Here is a 17,224-nt window from a genome sequence, read left to right as displayed (position 1 = left end):
CGGCGAGGGGCAGAGTAGGTGGTGATCCTGCGTTCTACCTGGGGTTGTCCGGGCCGCTGATGATGCGGTGGATGGTGGAGCGTCCGACGCTGTACTCGGTGGCCAGGTCGGCGAGGGAGACCTCGCCTTCGGCGTAGCGGCGGCGGATGGAGCGCCGGGCGGGTTCGGGGAGTTTGGGCTGCTTGCCCTTGAGCTTGCCGTTCTTGGCCAGGGCCATGCCTTCGCGGGTGCGCTGGTGCCCGATGTTGGCTTCGGATTCCGCGACCATCGCGAGGGTCTGCAGGAAGAGCCGGCCGAAGGGGTCGCTCCAGTCGTAGACGGATGCGCCGCGGCCTGACTAGGTCGGCCTCCGGTTGATCTCGATGACCGGCAGCAGGGTCGCCTGAGCCGGGGCGTTGATCTGCCGGGGAGTGGGCCCGGCGGGGGTGGCAACGTCGGCGAGCTGGCCGAGCAGCCGGTCCAGGGCAGCCTGGCCGTCATCGACCGCAGCGTGTTCGTCGTCGGTGAGCGGGACAGCGGCGAGTATGCGCTGCAGGTTGTCCTTAGCCTCCAGCAGCAGCGCCCTGGAGGAGTCCTTCGGGGTGTAGAAGTCGCACTTGGCGCAGGCCATCCTTTTCCGGACTACGGGTGCCAGTGATCGTGTGAGATGGTCGCCTCTGGCGTTCGGTGTCTTGATCAGCAATTCTGTGCCCATGCTGCTACCGCTTGCCCATACGAAGACCGAGTTGATCGAGGTCGTCCGGATCACCGACCCGATGCGTCATCTCAGTTCGGAGGACTTGGCCGGCGACGATGTCGCGATCTGGGAGGCGACTGAGGCCGCTGAGGTCCTGGCGCTGATGAAGGACCTGCCGGGCAGCGAGGGGTGCGGATTGCTGGGAGTGACTTCGTAGGTCAAGCAGCGAGTTGGTAGCGGTCCTGGTGGTTGCGCTGGTGCTCTTGGCCCAGATGGTAGGTCCAGTAGCGGTCGAAGTCGCCGTTGGCGAGCAGTACGCGGAGTTTCAGGACGGCTTCGGCGCCGGCGCTCCGTCCGGCCGTCGACGCGTTCGTCCGACAAATTCGCTACCCGGCGGCCGGAGCGCCGTGATACACAACCGACGTGCAAAACATCTTGGAGTTCCCCGAGATCCTGCGGCTGATCGAAGACCGCTCGGCCGCGTTCCGCGCTGCGATCGCGTCCGCCCCCGACCTTGACGTCCAGGTCCCGACCTGCCCGGACTGGACGCTGCGCGAGCTGGCGCAGCACCTCGGCGACGGCCGCCGCCGCCAGGCCGCCATCGTCGCGGCGGGCCCGGGCGCTGAGCCCCCGGCGAGGACGGACCCGAAGGGCGCCCCGACCGCGCCCCGCGATCGCGAAGCCCTGGACGCCTGGCTCGCCGAGTCGACCGAGCTCATGCTCGACGCGATGCGCGAGGCCGGCCCGGACCGCGGCTGCTGGACCTGGTGGGGCCGCTCGCAGGCCCCGGAGACCAGCGGAGCCGTGGCCCGGCACCAGATCCAGGAGATCGCCGTCCACACCTACGACGCCCAGCTCACCCAGGGGGCCGCGCAGCCGCTGCCGACGGACGTCGCGGTCGAGGGCGTCGACGAGTTCCTGACGACCGTCTCGGCGACGACCGTCCCCTGGCCGTTCAAGCCGGCGACCATCGACCTGCACGCGACCGAGGGCCGCTCCTGGCGCCTGACCCTCAACGCCGACGGCGTCCGCTGCGACGACCTCGCCGCCGACGCGGAGCCGGGCGACATGGCGATGCGAGGCGCAGCGAGCGAACTGGTCCTCTACTTCTACGAGCGCGTCCCGCTCGACGGCCTGGAGACCACCGGCGACACCGAGCCGATGGAGCAGCTCGCAGACTGGGACCCGAACGCGTAAAACGCGCACTTGTGACGCATCTGTCGGTGGTGCGCGCGCTCCTGCGGGCGCCACCGGGCCCGGGGTTGCGGACATCGCGCGGCTGCGGGCAGGCTGCGGGCCTGCTGTTCAAGGGCGAAAGGCGCACCTGCGGGCGGCTGCCGCTGCACTCACAGCACCACGGACCTGCTCTTCCAGGTGGCCTTCTGCTTCCGATGCCATGGTGCCCGCCTGTGGGGACCCAGCGTCCCCGCTGCCCAGTCGGGAATCCACAGCTTCGACCCAGACAGCTTCCTGCCCGTGAGCTGCTTGAACGGTTCCGCCGCTCCGAGACCGGATGACTCCAGGGATTGTTCCGAAGCAGATGAACGGCGGTTCCAGTGCTGGGTTCGTCATCGCTCGCCGAGGATGATCGGCATGCCGAGGTCGACCGAGGTGCGGGGCCGGTTTCGGGCCAGTCGGTCGAGCGTGGCGAGCTTGTTGCGGGCGGCCTCGGCGCTGACTTGGAGTCCTTGGACCTCGCCGAGCCAGCCGTTGGCACGTGCCTCGTCGATGCGGTCGGTGAGGTTGCGGATGATCTCTTCCAGGCATCGGCGACTTCCACTGGAAGGTCGAGGCTGTCGATGCCCGGATGGTGCCGCTCGATGTCCGCCCAGAAGGTGCCGGCCAGCGTGCAGGTCAGCTGGCGGAACGAGCTGAAGTCCATGGCGGGACGGCGCTCGTTCAGGTAGCGGATCAGGAGTTCGCGAACTGGTCCATTGCGTACTTGCCGTTGAGCGACGAGTTCTTCGGCGCTGGCCTGGCCGGAGCGCAGGGCGGCGCGCAGGCTCTGGTCGGTTTTCAGGACACCGATGTCGCGCAGTACATCCCATGCCCCGTGGATGCCGCTCTTGTGTCGGGAGTATCGGCTGATGTTCCACGCTCGGAAGTCGAGCATGTCCTCGGTTGTGATTCCGGCGAGTTCCTGACCGGTGTGCAGTACGACCTTCGAGAGCACGGTCAGCACCTCGGCAACCTGGCGTCCTGCCATACCCCGCTCGCGGGCCGCCGCCTGGGCCGTTTCGAACAACTCGGGTGAGCATTGCGTACGCACGTCCGCGAATAGACGGACGGCGCCGTAGCCCACCAGGAAGTCGTAGTCGGGAAGTACGAAGCGGGTCAACAGCAGGGAGGCCAAGCCGGTGACTGCATCGCCGCGGACAGCCTTGGGTGACCGACCAGCCTGAATCGCGACTGCCTCGGTCCAGCCGAGGCGGTCCGGGTGGTCCACAGGCCCAACACGTCGGACCCTTTGCGTGGTCTGAGCTCCGATGAAAGGCTTGAACGGCGCCATCTCGCTCTGGAGCGACGCCGGCGTTGACGTGGTCACTTGTCTGTCCTTCCGAAGAGCACGGCGAGGTCTTGGGCGTTGTATCCGGGGGCGGGGTTGGCAACAGGCGCCGGCTGCCGGCTCCCGACCTCCCTCCGGGCGACGAGGTGCTCGTGAACCCGGCGGATGACCTCCTCCGGCTCCTCTTCGAGGTAGAGCTGAGTGGTCGACAGATGGGCATGACCGAGGATGGCTTGGATGTCGCGAAGGGACAGATTCTGGTCACGCAACATGCGAAGGGCGCAAGTGCGCCGCAGGTCATGCATCGACCAGTTGGTGCCCAACACCTCGTTCGCGCGACGCAGCACGGCCCGCAAAGCGTCGTAGCCGAGCGGCTGGCGGGCGAGTTCTGCCGCGCCCTGTCGGCGTCGGCGTAGCGTCCACCAGATCGGGTCGCTGGGTTGCAGCGGCCCGACTGCGTCCAGGTAGAGGCGCAGCCAGACGAAGGCTTCCGCGCTCGCCGGAAGCCATTGCTCGGCGTCCGTGCCCTTCCGCCGGACGCGGACGACCTGGTCGCCCCAGTCGACGTCGGCGCAGCGGACGCCCAAGACCTCATTGGCGCGGCTCGCGTTGCTGATGACCATCGACAAGAGCGCCCGGTCCCGGTCAGAGCGGAGTGCCGCGAAGAGCGCTTCCCAGTGTTGGTCCGGCATTGCGCGAGATCGCCGCTTGGGGACGGGAGGGTTGTAGCGAAGCCGTCCCTCGGGTCGGAATGGCTCCAACGGGTTGTGGTGCGCGTTCGGACGCCGCCGACCGCGGCGGTCCTGCGGGACTGGGTTGACCAGCGGGCCGCCGTTTCGTTCCAGCCAGAACTCGTACAAGCTCCGCAGCACGGCGTTGCTGTGGCGCACCGTCCGAGGCTGGTAGTGATCAGTGAGGTACTGCTTCCGCGTGATCGGATTGATGGTGCCCATAGTCGCGGCTGACTTCGTTCGGGCGGCGCGACGTTGCTTCGGCGCGCGCTGAAGCCACAGGACGAAGTCGCGGACCTCCGCCGAGGTCGCCCGGTCCCATTCGATACCGATTACTTGGAGCCACCGCCACCATCGCAGCAGGTCGTAGGCGTAACTGCGAATACTCCCGGGCCGTCGGCCCTGTGCCTGGAAGTCACGCAGGTAGCGACGGATCGGCTCGATCGGCTCACCTGTGCAGTCGAGGACCTCGAAGGGCACTGGGCCGGTCGACTTCACGACACGGCCCCACTCAGGGAGCTCGACGCCCATGACGTTGTACTCGGGTCCATGGTCTTGCGGCACACAACCTCCTGGATCGCCGTTGCGTGCCTTCCTACTGAACACCGTCGTTCTCCGGGCGCGGACACGCCGCCGTGTCGCCGCGTAGTCCGGTCAACACGTCGGTGCGGGCACTGCTCGAAGAAGGTGTAGTTGCAGAACCCGTGCCCCAGGTCGTGGTACTGCCACGGCTCTCCCGCGGCTGCAGCCCCGCTCTCGTCGCTGCGCTGCCCGGCGAACAGCCAGGTCAGCGTCACCGCGCGGATGAGGGGTGCTGGTAAGAACCGAGTCACACGTCCCGAACGCGCGGCATCGTCGCGGGTCAGGGGTCTGAGGAACATCGGTAGCAACGGTGCAGGAAACAACGGATATCCAGGTCGGCGGCCCGTCTTCCAGGCTCTCGATGCCCTCGATTGGGGCTCTGACCTGGATGTCCGTTGGAAATTCCCCATTGCTACCGGGCCCGGAGGGCTAGGCGGTCTGGCCCAGCCCTTGCTTCACCTATCGATATTCGATAGATTTTCATCGTAACTCGATGGAAGGATGGGTCATGGGAAAGCTGGCAGTGCATGCGCTTCGCGCCGTGCTCGTGGTGGTGCTCGCCGGCACCGTGTTCGTACAGGCATTGATGGTGTGGGTGTTGGCCAGCGGGAGCGACCCGGAGGACGGGTCGCTCCCGCTGACCCCGCTGCGCGTGATCACGATCCTGGGCATGGTGTCGGTCCAGGTCGCCCTGGTCAGCGTATGGCGGCTGGTGACGATGGTGCGACGCGGAACCGTGTTCTCCCACGCCGCCTTCCGGTACGTGGACGCCGTGATCGGCGCGATCGTGGCGGCTGCCCTCCTGTGGTTCGCGGTCACGGCCCTCAATGCGCCGGGCCAGCGGGCCGACCCGGGCGTCACCGTCATCATGGGCGGGGTTGGCCTGGCCATCCTGGGGGTCGCGCTCATCGTGCTCGTGCTGCGGATGCTGCTCGCCCAGGCCGTCGCGCGCGACGTCGAAGCGGCGCAGATGCAGGCCGAGTTGGACGAGGTGATCTGATGCCGATCGTCGTCGACATCGACGTGATGCTGGCCAGGCGGAAGATGTCCGTGGGCGACCTCGCGGACCGCGTAGGGATCACGCCCGCCAACCTGGCGGTACTCAAGAATGGCCGCGCTAAGGCGGTGCGCTTCGCGACGCTCGCCGCGCTCTGCGAGGTACTCAAGTGCCAGCCGGGCGACCTGCTGCGCTGGGAGGCCGAGGACGCCGCGGGCGGATGACATGCCCCAGCGCGGGCGTGAAAACGCCTGGCACCACCGGCCTGTGGATCTCGGTCGGGATACCGGTCACGTGCAGTCACCTGCGACGATGCCGCGCGTTTGGGGCGCGTGACTCGGTTCTTACCAGCACCCCTTCATAAGAGCCTGGCCAGAGGCCCCATCACTGTCTTGTCCGCGTTGCCCGGCTGGTGCGTGCCGCCCTGCCCCTCGGTCAACGACAGGACGACGATGCCCTCTATTACATCTCAAGACACAACGATCGTAGAAGTCGCCGGTGGGGTCGACACCCATCAGGACACCCACACCGCAGCGGTCATCGACGCCGTGGGACGGGTGCTGGGTACCGAGCAGTTCCCCACGACCTCCACAGGATACGCAGCCCTCCTGCCCTGGATACGAGGGTTTGGACGGTTGTCGCGTGTCGGGGTCGAGGGCACCGGCGCCTACGGAGCCGGACTCGCCCGGCTGTTGCGAGAGGAGGCCGTCGACGTTGTGGAGGTCGACCGTCCCGACCGGCGTCCTCCTCCCGAAGGCGTCCCCAGCCGCCAACTAGCGCCGACAACTCAGAACCTTGCTTCTGGCCGGTTTCTGAAGTGGCATAGCCGCAGGTCAGCGCATGGGTCATGTTCTCTGCGCGGATCCGGCCACATCTCAGCACCAGCCTCCCGCCGCCGAAACCCCAGCTTCCGCGCTGTCCGGAACACGCCTCTGACCTGCAACGATCGACCTACTTTGGGGCTGGGGACGCCTTCGGGAGGAGGACGCCATCAACGGGCGGGCAGTCACCTGGCTGCCTGACGCGAGTGCACGCATGCCCGGCCCACCGTCACCGCGCGAGTATCCGGATATAGACGCGGATGTCCGGAGTCGGACAGGGTGCGGCTAGTGACCCGGCTGCCGAGTCGGCGGATGCTGGGGGGCCACACCATGAGGATGATCGAGGTCCTCGCCGCGTGAGACCCGTTCCACCCACTTTCCATCCCGGAAAAGGAAGGCGATCATGGCGTTGAAAGCGGCCGATCTGGCGGCACTCGGTGACACGCCGATCACGATCCAGTCTGCGGCCTTTTCCAAGGTCCATCTGCGTGTGGACGGCTCCACCGTGACCGCCTTCACCGACCCCGGCGGTGGAACGGTCAATGGCCAGTACGGCCCCCCGAGCTCATGGGAGAGCTACCGGGTCCACCGCCAGGCCGACGGCTCGGTAGCGCTGGAGTCGGTCGCCTTCCCCAAGGTATACGTGCGGATGGACGGCTCGGCCGTGACCGCTCCCACCGGTCCCGGCGGTGGGACGGTCAACTGCCAGTACGGCGGCGCCGGGCCGTACGAGAAGTTCTTCCTGGCCCTGGGCGACCAGCGACTCAACTTCGCGATGCAGCACCAGCAGCAGACCCAGTGGTGCTGGTCGGCCACCTCGGTCAGCGTCGCGGCCTTCTACGACCCGGCCACCGCGTGGACCCAGTGTTCGCTGGTCAACGCCGAGCGCGGCCTCAACACCTGTTGTGGCCCGGCTGCTTCCGATGCCAACAGCTGCAACCAGCCGTGGTTCGTGAACACGGCGCTGACCCGGGTCGGGCATCTGCGCGACGTCTTAGCGGGCGCGCTGAGCCTCGACCAGATCCGCGCCGAACTGCTGGCGACCAGCCCGATCGGGGTACGTATCGGATGGGCCGGCGGCGGAGGCCACGCCGTGGTCGTGAAGGGACGCTTCCACGACGCCAACGGGGTCGAGTACGTCAGTGTGGCCGATCCCTGGGCCGGCGACTCCGACGTCCCCTACGACACCTTCCGCAACAACTACCAGGGCACGGGAACCTGGACACACACCTACCGGACCCAGCGGTAAGGAGAAAGCCAATGCCACTGCACATGCCTGCTCCCCCGTCCGGCGTCCCCGAGACAGTCCAGTCCAAGCTCCGGGCGCTCGCCGACGACTCCCTCTTCTCCACCACGGCGTTGCGCCTGGCCGAACGCGACCAGCTCGGCGTATCCACTCCGCACCAGGTCTTCACGATCGGGCTCGACGCCATCGAGTCCGGCGCCGGCCTGGACGCGGCGCGGCCGGTGGGCTGGCGTTACCTGATCACGGCCAGCGGGAACGTGATCGCCAGTGCCGAGATCACGCAGGCCCCGGACGGCACCCCGCAGCCGGCGCAGTTCACCGAGGGCGTGTTCGTGGGTGCCACCGCCACCGCCGTACAGGCTGCCCGGGCGCTGCCGCAACTGGAGAAAGCCGCCTTCGAGCTGCGGCTGCTGCGGATCCCCTCGCTGTATCTGATGGCGCTGTGGCTGCACTCGCCGGCCACCGACCTGCTGGTGCCGCTGGCGCCCTCACCGATCGGCAGGGAGGGCCAGATCGTGCCGCCGGCGCAACTGTTCGGCGACCTCGCCCGGCAGGCCCGCGCCCGCTCGACAGCCACCCCCCACCGGCCCGACGCTGCCGAACCGCCCACTCCCTGATAGATCGAAGCCGAACGGGCCGCGTGGCGTTATGGGTATCTGCCCGCGGCTGAGGCCACCACCTACCAACAGCCGAGACGCACCAACCCCACCCACGACAACGCCGTCGGGAGGTCCCGCGTAAAGCCGGAGCCACCCGACGGCGTTTACCAATGAACCTTTCCAGGGCAACCGCTCGGCCGACGAGCGTCAAATCCGGACCGGCCCCGGACCCGGCTGTCACGCCGGCGACCAACCGGTATGGGGCATGGACGGGCGACGGAGATCTCCTACTCAAGATCATTTGCCGACAGGGTGGGCGTCAACTTCAGGTCAGGCTCCTCAACTATCGGCAGTGGATCGCTGAGCACGAAGAGCAGTTCCAGCGGCGCTGACCAGTCTCAGCGGAACGCGGCGACATTGCGGATGGCCCAGTCGGCGAAGGGGCGTGGGGCGCGGCCGAGGACCCGCTGGACGTCCGGGCTGACGCGCAACTCTGCCGGGCTCGGGGAGGCGAGGATGTCCAGAGTGTCGTCGGCGAGCTCCGCCGGCATGTTCTGGGTCATGGCGGCCTTGGCCTCGTCGCGGGTGAGCTCGTGAAACCTCACTGGCGAACCCAGCGCGGCGGCGATGGCCTCCGCCTGCTGGCGCGGAGTGATCACCTCCGGGCCGGTCAGCTCGTAGACGGCGCCGGGGTGCCGGTCATCCAGCAGGCAGGCCGCCGCGACCGCGGCGATGTCCGCCGGGTCGATGATCGGCACCCCGACGTCGCCGAAGGGCGCGGCGACGACCCGTTGCGTGCGGACGGACTCGGCCCACCAAAGGGCGTTGGAGGCGAAGCCGCCCGGCCGCAGGATGGCCCATTCCAGGCCGGACTCCCGCAGCATGTCCTCCAGCGCGCGCATCGCGATCCGCGTTGGGCCGAAGGGCCTGGTCACCACGCCCAGCGTGGAGAGCAGGACGACCCGGCGGACCCCGCTGGCCGCAGCTTCGCTGACGATGTCGGCAGGGCTGGCTCCAGTGGCGTGCAGGCCGCCGGACAGCAGCAGGAACAGCGCTTTCGCCCCGGCCAGCGCGGGCTTGAGGCTGGCCGGCTTGGCCAGGTCGGCCGCCACATGGCGGGCCCCGCTCGGCACGGCCGCCGTGTGCCGTGACACAGCCGTCACCTGCTGGCCCGCCTCGGCCAGCGCCTGCGTCAACGGCCGGCCGATATTCCCGGTAGCCCCGGTCACCACGATCATGGTCAACTCCTTGTCGGATGTCCTCTGTGGCCTTCACGCTAGGCGAGTGGGCTTACTTCTGGTACGGACATACCTTGAGGTAAGCTCATAACATGGCAGGAGGCGTGCAGCACAGACAGGCCGAGGCAGCGAAGCAGTATGACGTGTTTCACACCGACTGTCCCGCGCGCGATGTGGTCGACCACGTGACCAGCAGGTGGGGCGTCTGGGTGCTGATCTCCTTGCGGAGCAACGGCCTCCGGTTCTACGAGCTGCGCGACAGCATCCAGGGCATCAGCGAGAAGATGCTCGCCCAGACCCTGCGCGCGCTGGTCCAGGACGGCCTGGTCTGGCGGGAGGTCGAGCCGACGACGCCGCCCCAGGTCACCTACGGGCTGACCGAGTTCGGCCAGGACATCGGCGAGCCGCTGACGGAGCTGTTTGACCGGATCACACGGCGGCTACCGCCGCGCAGCGCGATATAGCGGGTAGTGGCACCGCCCGATCCCGACGACGACATCGCCTGCGGCGTCATCGCCCAGCTCGCCGCCGTGGCCAATCCCGATAGGGCGGCCTGTCGGGATTAGGTCGTTTGCCGACACTCGGAAGTGCAAAATCGGCCAGCGGCGATCCCGCTAACGCCGGATCCCGTTCCGAACCACTCCGAACCCCGAACGACCGCCTGGCCGCCGCCGGCATCACCCTGGCCACGCCTCCTGACGCCAAAACCCGAGCTCGCCAGGCACAGCAACGGCTGCAGGAAGTACGAAGCGGCCCTGACCTCGCCCCAGCCCACCCCGTTGCTCCACCCGCCGTTTCGGCACAGCGGACGACCCCACTCCCTGCCGCCGAGCGGCCAGGCCCCCCTGGCTCGCCTGTTCCAGCGGCTGATCATCCCCCGCCGGTAGATGAGGTGCCGCATTGGGGAGAAGGCCGGGGCGCCCCGCCGTTACTGCTCACGGTGGGTTTCCCCGGCTCGACCCAGCACAGGGTCGTGGTCATATCCAGCCGGAAATTCCCGCTACGCCGTGAATCGCGAGCCAGCGGGTTCGTCGCGAGCAGTCGGGGTCCCGGTAGTAATCGCGGAAAATCCAACGAATATGCCCCTGGCCTGCTCTGATGTGAGGGAACCGCAGGACTGGTGTGCCGGTTGGTAGATGCGGCAGGCCAGGCTGAGGATACCGCTGACCTTGCCCGGGTGCTCCACGTCGACGCTGGTCAGCGATATCCGCTGGTTTTTCCGTGATTACTACCGGGACCCCGAGAAGGGCCGGGCCGCCTCCGCCATGGCCATGTTCCCGGCGGGATTCGTGGCTTACTACCTGTCGACGGCGTCGGTCACACGCTGCCAGCTGTCCAGGTCTGCGATCCGTGCCTCCAAAGCGGGGCGCATGCCCGTCGCGCTGGAGGCGCCAAGAGCCAGGCGCAGCGGAGGGTTGGGGCTGTCGACCGCGGTCCGGATGCCTGCGGCGATCCGCGCCGCGGCGGAGAACGCGGACGCCGGCAGCTCTCCGATGCCCTTCTGAACCTCGCGGACGGTCTGGTCGTAGTCGCCCAGGCCGGCTGCGACATCGAGGTTGGCAAGGAAGGGGGTCGCGGTCAGCCCGGGCTGGATGATCGTGACCTTGATGCCGAGCGGTGCGACCTCGGCCGCGAGCGCGTCCGACAGCCCCTCGACCGCGTACTTGGTGGCGGCCAGCAGACCCACGCCGGGATGGGCGGACTGCCCGTAGACCGACGAGCCCTGGAGGATGTGCCCGGACCGCTGGGCGCGGAGCACCGGCAGCGTTGCGCGGAGCACGTTGAGCACTCCGAAGACATTGGTGTCGAACACGGCACGGACCTGCGTGTCGGATGCCTCCTCAACGGCTCCGAACAGTCCGTATCCCGCGTTGTTGGCCACGACGTCGATACGGCCGAACCGTGCGAGCGTGCCTTCCACTGCGTCCCGGACGGCTCGCTCGTCACGTACGTCCGCCTGGATGAGAAGCAGGCGCTCACCATGCGCTTGTGCCAGTTCGTCCAGGGAGGAGGTGTCGCGGGCGAGGGCCGAGACGGTGTCGCCGTTCTCCAGTGCCTGGAGCGTCAGTTCGCGGCCGATGCCGGACGTCGCGCCGGTGATCAGCCATGTGCGGAGGTGGGTCTGGTGGTTGGATGTTCCGTTCATGTTGCGACCGTAAGCTGTTAGCTCGCAACAAGTCAAACTAGACCGACTGGAAGGTTGCTCACTAGTTGGATTAGCACCGCTCACGCTGATGTACTGTGGGAGGATGATCGCTGCGGCAGCCGGATCCCCCAAACCCAGCCCACGCACCGTCACGCCGACGGTGGAGACCGTTCTCGCGTTCGTGAACACGCGCGCGGACGGATCGGGTCGCCGAGAGTTGTTCGGGGACGGGGACTCGTTCGCGGCGTGGCTGGCCGAGCGCGACGAGTTCGGTGGCGAAACCGTGGTGACCGACGCTGACGCCGCGGTCGCGCGCGAGCTGCGTGATGCCCTGGTGACTGTGCTGCTCGCGCACTCGGGCGATGAGGAAAGTCTGGGTGAGCCGCTGCTGCGTGCCGAGCGGCACCTGCGACGTGTGGGTTCGCTCTACCCGCTGGCGACGGTGGTCACGGCCGGCGGTGTAGAGCTGGCCTCGCCGCAGGCGGGGGTGCCGCGCGTGTTCGGAACCGTACTGGCTGCGGTGACGACCTTCGCCCAGAGCAGCGACTGGGGGCGCATCAAGGCGTGCCGGAACCCCCCATGCCATTTCGGTTTCTTCGACCGCACCCGCAATGGGGGAGGGCTGTACTGCAATCCCGGCTGCGGCTCTCAGGTGTCCATGCGCAAACACCGCCAGCGGCAGCGCCATGGCAGTGGTGCACCGTCCGAGGCGTGAGACCGCCCTTCCAGCGAGGAGGGTGATCATCCCCACCGGCAAGCGCAAGGGCCAGAACCCTGGCCTGGCCAGCATCTACCGGGCACTCGCCGAGCACGAGAAGCGCCAGGCGTATCCCGAAGCCGTCGAAACGGCCCACGCCGACTTTGCCACCCTCCAGGCCGAAGGCAACGACCGGTCACTCCGAGCTACTTGTCGCTTCGCCGGAGCTTCGGGAGGACAGGGCCGCGTAGGGGTGCCGTCAACCAACGTGTCATAGGCCGCCAAACCTCGACGCGGGGGCGAGATTTCCACCAATCGGCGCGATGAGGTGGAGATGACGGCCCTGTGTCTTAGGATCTTGCAGGCCTCGCTCGTCATGGTGAATGTCCTGATGTCTCAAGACGTTCTCGCCGATCATGGCGTCCCATTCCTGCAGGGGCACGTCCTCGAATCGGACGCTGGGGTCGGGCGGGCCGTCGCCGCCCCAGCGCACGGCATTGGCGATGAGGACCTCGATGCCGCCCCAGCGCTCGACGACGGTCGCGACGGCATGGTCGATGGTGGTCAGGTCCTCGAGGTCGAGCCGGACGATGTGCGCCTACCCGCCGGAGGCCTCGACGTCGGCGGCCACTTTCTCGGCGCTGTCGGGGTGGTCGCGGTAGGTGATCGCCACGCGGGCGCCTTCGCGTCCGTAGGCGCGGGCGGTCGCGGCGCCGATTCCGGTCGACGCGCCGGTGATCAGGACCACGCGGCCGCTGAGATCGGTGTTCATGGTGTGGGTTGTCCTTCTGTCTTCGCTTTGCTGATGGTTCGGGGAGTCATGGTCAGGACGGCGTCTCGGCGCGCACCCGGGTTGCCAGGGCGTGCACCGCGTCGAGCGCCGCGGTATGGGAGGTCTCGTGCTGGTCGCGGAACTGTGCGAGGAAGGGCATGACCGTGGCGTGGGTGAGTTCGGCATGGATGAAGGTGACGTCGTCGAGTCCGAGCACGGAGAAGTAGGCGCGCAGGTAGGGCTCGTGGAAGTCGAAGTGCTCGCGGGGGATGCCCGGCCCGTAGGCGCCGCCGCGCGCTCAGCACCATATCCCCGGTCCGATCGGCCGGCCTCGTACCCGGCCTGCTGCGGTGGCCGCGGACAAGGCCTACTCCTCCAAGGCGAGTCGTGCCTATCTGCGCCGCCGCCGGATCACCGCGGTCATTGCGGAGAAGGCCGATCAGCGGGTCAACCGGACGAGGAAAGGTGCAGCAGGCGGGCGGCCGGTTGTCTTCGATCCGGAGCGTTACCGGCGGCGCAACACCGTCGAACGCTGTTTCCAGAAGATCAAGGCCTGGCGCGGTCTGGCTACCCGCTACGACAAAGCCCCGGAAAGCTATGAGGCCGGGCTCTACCTCCGAGACTCGATCATGTGGCTGAAGCTCCTCACCTCAACCACATGATCCGAACTCCAAACAGCTCCTAGTTGCCGCAGTACGCCGGGCTGGTGCTGGTCTGCGCCGTGAGCGGCCTGGCTGGAGGGCTGGCCGCCACGCGCGGGGCACGGCGCGGACCCCTGCTGTCCGGTCAGCCCAGGCTCCGGAAGAACGCCCGGAGGTCGGCGATCATCAGGTCGGGGGTCTCCAGGGCCGCGAAGTGGCCGCCCCGCTCGAACTCCGACCAGCGCACCACGTTGTGCGCCTGGTCGGCCAGCGGGCGGACCGAGAAGTCCGTGGGGAACGGCCTGTCGTTAACGAAGCTGTCACCAGGTACACGTGAGCGCGTTTGGCCTGGTCACTAGACCCCTTGCGGAGATTCTCCCGGATCTTTCGCGGTTTCCCGGACGCGTCGGATCACGTGCGGTAAGTATTGGTCCGAATCTCGGGGGTTGGTCTGTGGTGGCCGACCTGGACCTGTCGACAACCCCCTGAGAGAGGGTCCGAGTGCCATGGCGCGTGTCTTCGACGAAGACGAACTGGTCGACCACTGGACGCTCCTCGATGAGGAGATGGAACTTTTGGCCGGGCGTCGAGGGCCGACGAAGTTGGCCTTCGCGCTGATGCTGAAGTTTCACCAGCTCCACGGGCGGTTCCCGCGCGGACGTGGCGAGCTGCCGGACGAGGCGGTCGAGTACGTCGCCGCCGCGGTGAAGGTCCCGGCCTCCGATCTGGCGTTGTATGAGTGGGACGGGCGGACCAGCAAGGCCCACCGGACCGGCATCCGCGCCTTCACCGGATTCCGGGAGTGCGGTGTCGAGGATGCCGAGAAGGCGGCCGAGTGGCTGGCCGGCAACGTGTGCAAATCCGAACGGCGCACCGACCGGGTGCGGCAAGCGTTACTGGCACATCTGAAGGACGAGCGGATCGAGCCTCCGTCCAAGCAGCGGCTGCAGCGGATCGTCGGCTCGGCGCTGGAGCAGTCTGAGAAGGCCCTGACACTGCGCATCTCCTCGCGGATCAGCGACGAGGTGATCGAGCGGATGTTCGCCTTGATCGCCCGCCGCAGCGACGCCGCGGAGGAGTCGCAAGAGTCGCCCGACTCCGGGGATGGCGAACAGGACGAGACGCCGGTGGAGAGCGAGGGCGCGGACGTGTTCGCGGCGATCCGGGAGGATCCCGGCAATGTCAGCGTCACCACGATGGAGAAGGAGGTGTTCAAGCTCGGCGCCATCAAGGCGATCGGGCTGCCGGAAGACGTCTTCGACGACATCGCCCCGGGCGTGCTGCTGTCCTGGCGGGCCCGCGTGGCGGTCTCCTCGCCCAGCCACCTGCGCCGGCACGGTCACGAGCTGAGAGTGACGTTGCTGGCGGCCTATCTGCACTGCCGACGGCGCGAGATCATCGACGCGCTGGGTGGACCTGCTGATCACCACCGTGCACCGCATCAATGCCCGCGCCGACACCAAGGTCACCGAGGAGTTCATCGCCGAGTTGAAGCGCGTGTCGGGCAAGGAGAACATCCTGTTCAAGATGACCCAGGCCGCGCTGGAGGCACCTGAGGAGACGGTGAGCGAGGCGATCTATCCGGTGGTGCCGGGCGGGGTGGACACGCTGGTGGCGCTGTGGCACGAGTACCAACACAAGGGCACCTCCTACCGCCAGCACCGGCAGCGGGTGTTCAAGGCCTCCTACACCAACCACTACCGGGCCAGGCTGATCCAGATCTTGGAGGCGCTGGAGTTCGGCTCGACCAACACCATGCATGCGCCGATGATGACCGCGCTCGCGCTGATCAAGCGGTACAAGGCCGAGACCACCCATCGCACCAAGTACTACGTCACCGGCGAGACGGTGCCAGTGGAGGGCATCGTCCCGGCGGAGCTGGCCGAGCTGATGTACCGCACCGACAAGAACGGCCGCCAGCGGATTTTGCGCAGCGTCTACGAGTGCGGGGTGTTTCAGACGCTGCGGGAGAAGCTGCGCTGCAAGGAGATCTGGGTGCACGGCGCCTACAAGTGGCGCAACCCCGACCTGGACCTGTCGGCCGATTTTGAGGACAAGCGGGAGGAGAACTACGCCCGGCTGCGCAAACCGCTCCAGGCCAAGCTGTTCACCGCCGAACTGCTGGAGGAGATGGACGCCGAGCTGTCGGCGCTGCACGACGCCCTGCCGTCACTGCCGTGGCTGGAGATCGTCGATCGCAAGAAGGGCGGGGCGATCGTGCTCTCGCCGCTGGAGCCCCTGCCCGAGCCGCGCAACTTGCGCAAGCTCAAGGCCGCGGTGCGCTCCCGGTGGGGCGTGGTTCCACTGCTGGACATGCTCACCGAGACCGCGCTGCGCACCGGCTGCCTGGACGCCCTGATCCCGGCCGGCACCCGGCTGGGAATGGACCCGACCGAGTTCTTCGAGCGCATGCTGCTGGTCATCTACGCGCTCGGCACCGGCGCCGGGATCCGGTCGGTGGCCGCCGGTGAGCACCCCTACAGCGAGGAGGACCTGCGCTACTGCCGCCGCTGGTTCCTGTCGGTGCCCGGGGCGCGGCAGGTGGCCAAGACGATCGCCAACGCCACCTTCGCCGCCCGGCGAAGCGCCCTGTGGGGTGAGGGCACCACCGCGGTGGCCTCCGACTCCACCCATTTTTCCGCCTACGACCAGAACATCTTCACCGAGTACCACTCGCGGTATCGGCGGGCTAAACGGGGCGTGCTGATCTACTGGACGGTCGAGACGGCCGGAGCGATGGCCATCCACAGCCAGCACCTGACCTGCTCGGCCTCGGAGGTGCACGCCATGGTCGAGGGCGCGATGCGGCACGAGACGAACATAAACGTGGAGACCAACTATGTGGACTCCCACGGAGCCAGCCTCATCGGGTTCGGCATCACCCGATTGCTGAACTTCGACCTGGTCGCCCGCTTCAAGCAGATCAACGTGATGAAGCTGTACCTGCCGGGCAAGGGCGACCGCTACGCCTATCCGCTGCTGCGCCCGGCGCTGACTCGCCCGATCCGCCCCGACATCATCGAGAACAACTACGACCTGATGATCAAGTACGCGACGGCGATTCGGCAGGGCACCGCCTCCACCGAGGCGCTGCTGCGGCGTTTCCAGGGTGAGACCACCCACCCGGCCTACTCGGCGATGCTGGAAGTCGGGTGCGCCCAGCGAACGATCTTTCTTGCGCGCTGGCTCCGTGACAGGGATCTGCAGCACGAGACCGAGTCCGGGCTGAACGTGGTGGAGAACTACAACGGGGTCAACGACTACATCCGTTTCGGCAAGCGCGGGGAGCTGGCCTCGAATAAGCGCGAGGAGTAGGAGCTGGCCATGCTCTGCTTAATGATCTTGCAGAGCTGCTTCGGGTACATCAACACGTTGATGATTCAAGACACCGTCGCCGAGCCGGAGTGGGCCGACGTGCTCACCGACGTCGACCGGCGGGGCCTGACCCCGCTGTTCACCACGAACATGACGCCGTACGGGACAGTGCAGCTGCGCCGCGACCGGCGCCTGGATTTGACCGAGCCGCCGTCGCCACCGCAGGCGTGAGCGATGCCGTGACGCGGGGAGGCGAC

The 17,224-nt window shown here is 67.7% G+C and carries 17 protein-coding genes and 4 pseudogenes; 14 read left to right on the top strand and 7 right to left on the bottom strand.

Annotated elements, in window-relative coordinates; genetic code table 11:
• Positions 1 to 34: 34 nt before the first annotated feature.
• Positions 35 to 304: pseudogene (locus ACFY2X_RS31430) on the bottom strand (resolvase); the annotation flags it as partial.
• Positions 305 to 337: 33 nt separating this feature from the next.
• Complete coding sequence (locus ACFY2X_RS31425) at positions 338 to 610, bottom strand: hypothetical protein (protein WP_389945334.1); 273 nt, start codon at positions 608 to 610, stop codon at positions 338 to 340.
• An 82-nt stretch (positions 611 to 692) separates the two neighbouring features.
• Between ACFY2X_RS31425 and ACFY2X_RS31420 the strand changes: the two genes are divergently transcribed.
• The 3 genes from ACFY2X_RS31420 (at position 693) to ACFY2X_RS31410 (ending at position 2,930) form a co-directional block, all read left to right on the top strand.
• Complete coding sequence (locus ACFY2X_RS31420; RefSeq protein ID WP_389945331.1) at positions 693 to 893, top strand: hypothetical protein; 201 nt, start codon at positions 693 to 695, stop codon at positions 891 to 893.
• Between the two features lie 206 nt (positions 894 to 1,099).
• Positions 1,100 to 1,873, top strand: coding sequence for a maleylpyruvate isomerase family mycothiol-dependent enzyme (locus ACFY2X_RS31415; protein ID WP_389945328.1), 774 nt, complete (start codon positions 1,100 to 1,102; stop codon positions 1,871 to 1,873).
• Between the two features lie 610 nt (positions 1,874 to 2,483).
• Entirely contained in the window at positions 2,484 to 2,930 is a 447-nt protein-coding gene (locus ACFY2X_RS31410) for a hypothetical protein (RefSeq protein ID WP_389945325.1), read from the top strand.
• Between the two features lie 287 nt (positions 2,931 to 3,217).
• Here ACFY2X_RS31410 and ACFY2X_RS31405 read toward each other — a convergent pair whose 3' ends face one another.
• Complete coding sequence (locus tag ACFY2X_RS31405) at positions 3,218 to 4,477, bottom strand: tyrosine-type recombinase/integrase (RefSeq protein ID WP_389945322.1); 1,260 nt, start codon at positions 4,475 to 4,477, stop codon at positions 3,218 to 3,220.
• 526 nt (positions 4,478 to 5,003) lie between these two features.
• On the opposite strand from ACFY2X_RS31405, the gene ACFY2X_RS31400 reads away from it, so the two are divergent.
• The 5 genes from ACFY2X_RS31400 to ACFY2X_RS31380 all read left to right on the top strand — a co-directional run bounded on the left by ACFY2X_RS31400 (position 5,004) and on the right by ACFY2X_RS31380 (position 8,176).
• Positions 5,004 to 5,495, top strand: a complete 492-nt coding sequence (locus ACFY2X_RS31400; RefSeq protein WP_389945319.1) for a DUF2975 domain-containing protein — start codon at positions 5,004 to 5,006, stop codon at positions 5,493 to 5,495.
• Positions 5,495 to 5,716, top strand: a complete 222-nt coding sequence (locus tag ACFY2X_RS31395) for a helix-turn-helix transcriptional regulator (protein ID WP_046086987.1) — start codon at positions 5,495 to 5,497, stop codon at positions 5,714 to 5,716. The genes ACFY2X_RS31400 and ACFY2X_RS31395 overlap by 1 nt, the downstream gene beginning before the upstream one ends.
• Before the next feature lie 228 nt (positions 5,717 to 5,944).
• Positions 5,945 to 6,514, top strand: coding sequence for a transposase (locus ACFY2X_RS31390; protein ID WP_389945540.1), 570 nt, complete (start codon positions 5,945 to 5,947; stop codon positions 6,512 to 6,514).
• Positions 6,515 to 6,716: 202 nt separating this feature from the next.
• Positions 6,717 to 7,562, top strand: a complete 846-nt coding sequence (locus tag ACFY2X_RS31385) for a papain-like cysteine protease family protein (RefSeq protein WP_389945316.1) — start codon at positions 6,717 to 6,719, stop codon at positions 7,560 to 7,562.
• A gap of 11 nt (positions 7,563 to 7,573) precedes the next feature.
• The gene (locus ACFY2X_RS31380; RefSeq protein WP_389945313.1) at positions 7,574 to 8,176 is read left to right on the top strand and encodes a hypothetical protein; all 603 of its coding nucleotides are present in this window, start codon (positions 7,574 to 7,576) and stop codon (positions 8,174 to 8,176) included.
• A gap of 380 nt (positions 8,177 to 8,556) precedes the next feature.
• Here the strand turns inward: ACFY2X_RS31380 and ACFY2X_RS31375 are convergent, their stop codons facing one another.
• A complete protein-coding gene (locus tag ACFY2X_RS31375; RefSeq protein ID WP_389945310.1) occupies positions 8,557 to 9,396 on the bottom strand; it encodes an SDR family oxidoreductase in 840 nt (279 codons plus the stop codon).
• A gap of 92 nt (positions 9,397 to 9,488) precedes the next feature.
• Here ACFY2X_RS31375 and ACFY2X_RS31370 point away from each other — a divergent pair, with 92 nt between their 5' ends.
• Positions 9,489 to 9,860: a winged helix-turn-helix transcriptional regulator gene (locus ACFY2X_RS31370; RefSeq protein WP_389945307.1), complete on the top strand. Its 372-nt coding sequence runs from the start codon at positions 9,489 to 9,491 to the stop codon at positions 9,858 to 9,860.
• Between the two features lie 833 nt (positions 9,861 to 10,693).
• On the opposite strand, the gene ACFY2X_RS31365 is transcribed toward ACFY2X_RS31370, so the two are convergent.
• Positions 10,694 to 11,542 carry an SDR family NAD(P)-dependent oxidoreductase gene (locus tag ACFY2X_RS31365; protein ID WP_389945304.1) on the bottom strand — a complete coding sequence of 283 codons (849 nt, stop codon included), beginning with the start codon at positions 11,540 to 11,542 and terminating at the stop codon, positions 10,694 to 10,696.
• 103 nt (positions 11,543 to 11,645) lie between these two features.
• Between ACFY2X_RS31365 and ACFY2X_RS31360 the strand changes: the two genes are divergently transcribed.
• Both ACFY2X_RS31360 and ACFY2X_RS31355 read left to right on the top strand, forming a co-directional pair.
• Complete coding sequence (locus ACFY2X_RS31360) at positions 11,646 to 12,257, top strand: CGNR zinc finger domain-containing protein (RefSeq protein ID WP_389945301.1); 612 nt, start codon at positions 11,646 to 11,648, stop codon at positions 12,255 to 12,257.
• Positions 12,258 to 12,279: 22 nt separating this feature from the next.
• Positions 12,280 to 12,516, top strand: coding sequence for a hypothetical protein (locus ACFY2X_RS31355; RefSeq protein ID WP_389945298.1), 237 nt, complete (start codon positions 12,280 to 12,282; stop codon positions 12,514 to 12,516).
• Here ACFY2X_RS31355 and ACFY2X_RS31350 read toward each other — a convergent pair.
• Positions 12,511 to 13,011: pseudogene (locus ACFY2X_RS31350) on the bottom strand (SDR family NAD(P)-dependent oxidoreductase). The gene ACFY2X_RS31355 and the pseudogene ACFY2X_RS31350 sit on opposite strands and share 6 nt — an antisense overlap.
• Positions 13,012 to 13,063: 52 nt before the next feature.
• Positions 13,064 to 13,228 carry a hypothetical protein gene (locus ACFY2X_RS31345; protein ID WP_389945295.1) on the bottom strand — a complete coding sequence of 55 codons (165 nt, stop codon included), beginning with the start codon at positions 13,226 to 13,228 and terminating at the stop codon, positions 13,064 to 13,066.
• Positions 13,229 to 13,298: 70 nt separating this feature from the next.
• Here ACFY2X_RS31345 and ACFY2X_RS31340 point away from each other — a divergent pair.
• The 3 genes and pseudogenes from ACFY2X_RS31340 to ACFY2X_RS31330 form a co-directional block, all read left to right on the top strand.
• Positions 13,299 to 13,673: pseudogene (locus ACFY2X_RS31340) on the top strand (transposase); the annotation flags it as partial.
• A 485-nt stretch (positions 13,674 to 14,158) separates the two neighbouring features.
• Positions 14,159 to 15,208, top strand: coding sequence for a DUF4158 domain-containing protein (locus ACFY2X_RS31335; RefSeq protein WP_389945292.1), 1,050 nt, complete (start codon positions 14,159 to 14,161; stop codon positions 15,206 to 15,208).
• A pseudogene (locus ACFY2X_RS31330) lies at positions 15,180 to 17,198 on the top strand (Tn3 family transposase). Before ACFY2X_RS31335 ends, ACFY2X_RS31330 begins: the two are co-directional and overlap by 29 nt.
• The last annotated feature ends 26 nt before the right edge of the window (positions 17,199 to 17,224 follow it).

Source organism: Streptosporangium sp. NPDC000396 (assembly GCF_042898655.1).
Taxonomy (GTDB): Bacteria; Actinomycetota; Actinomycetes; order Streptosporangiales; family Streptosporangiaceae; genus Streptosporangium.
The sequence above is the reverse complement of the archived record's forward strand: the minus strand, read 5'-3'. Positions and strand labels throughout refer to the sequence as shown.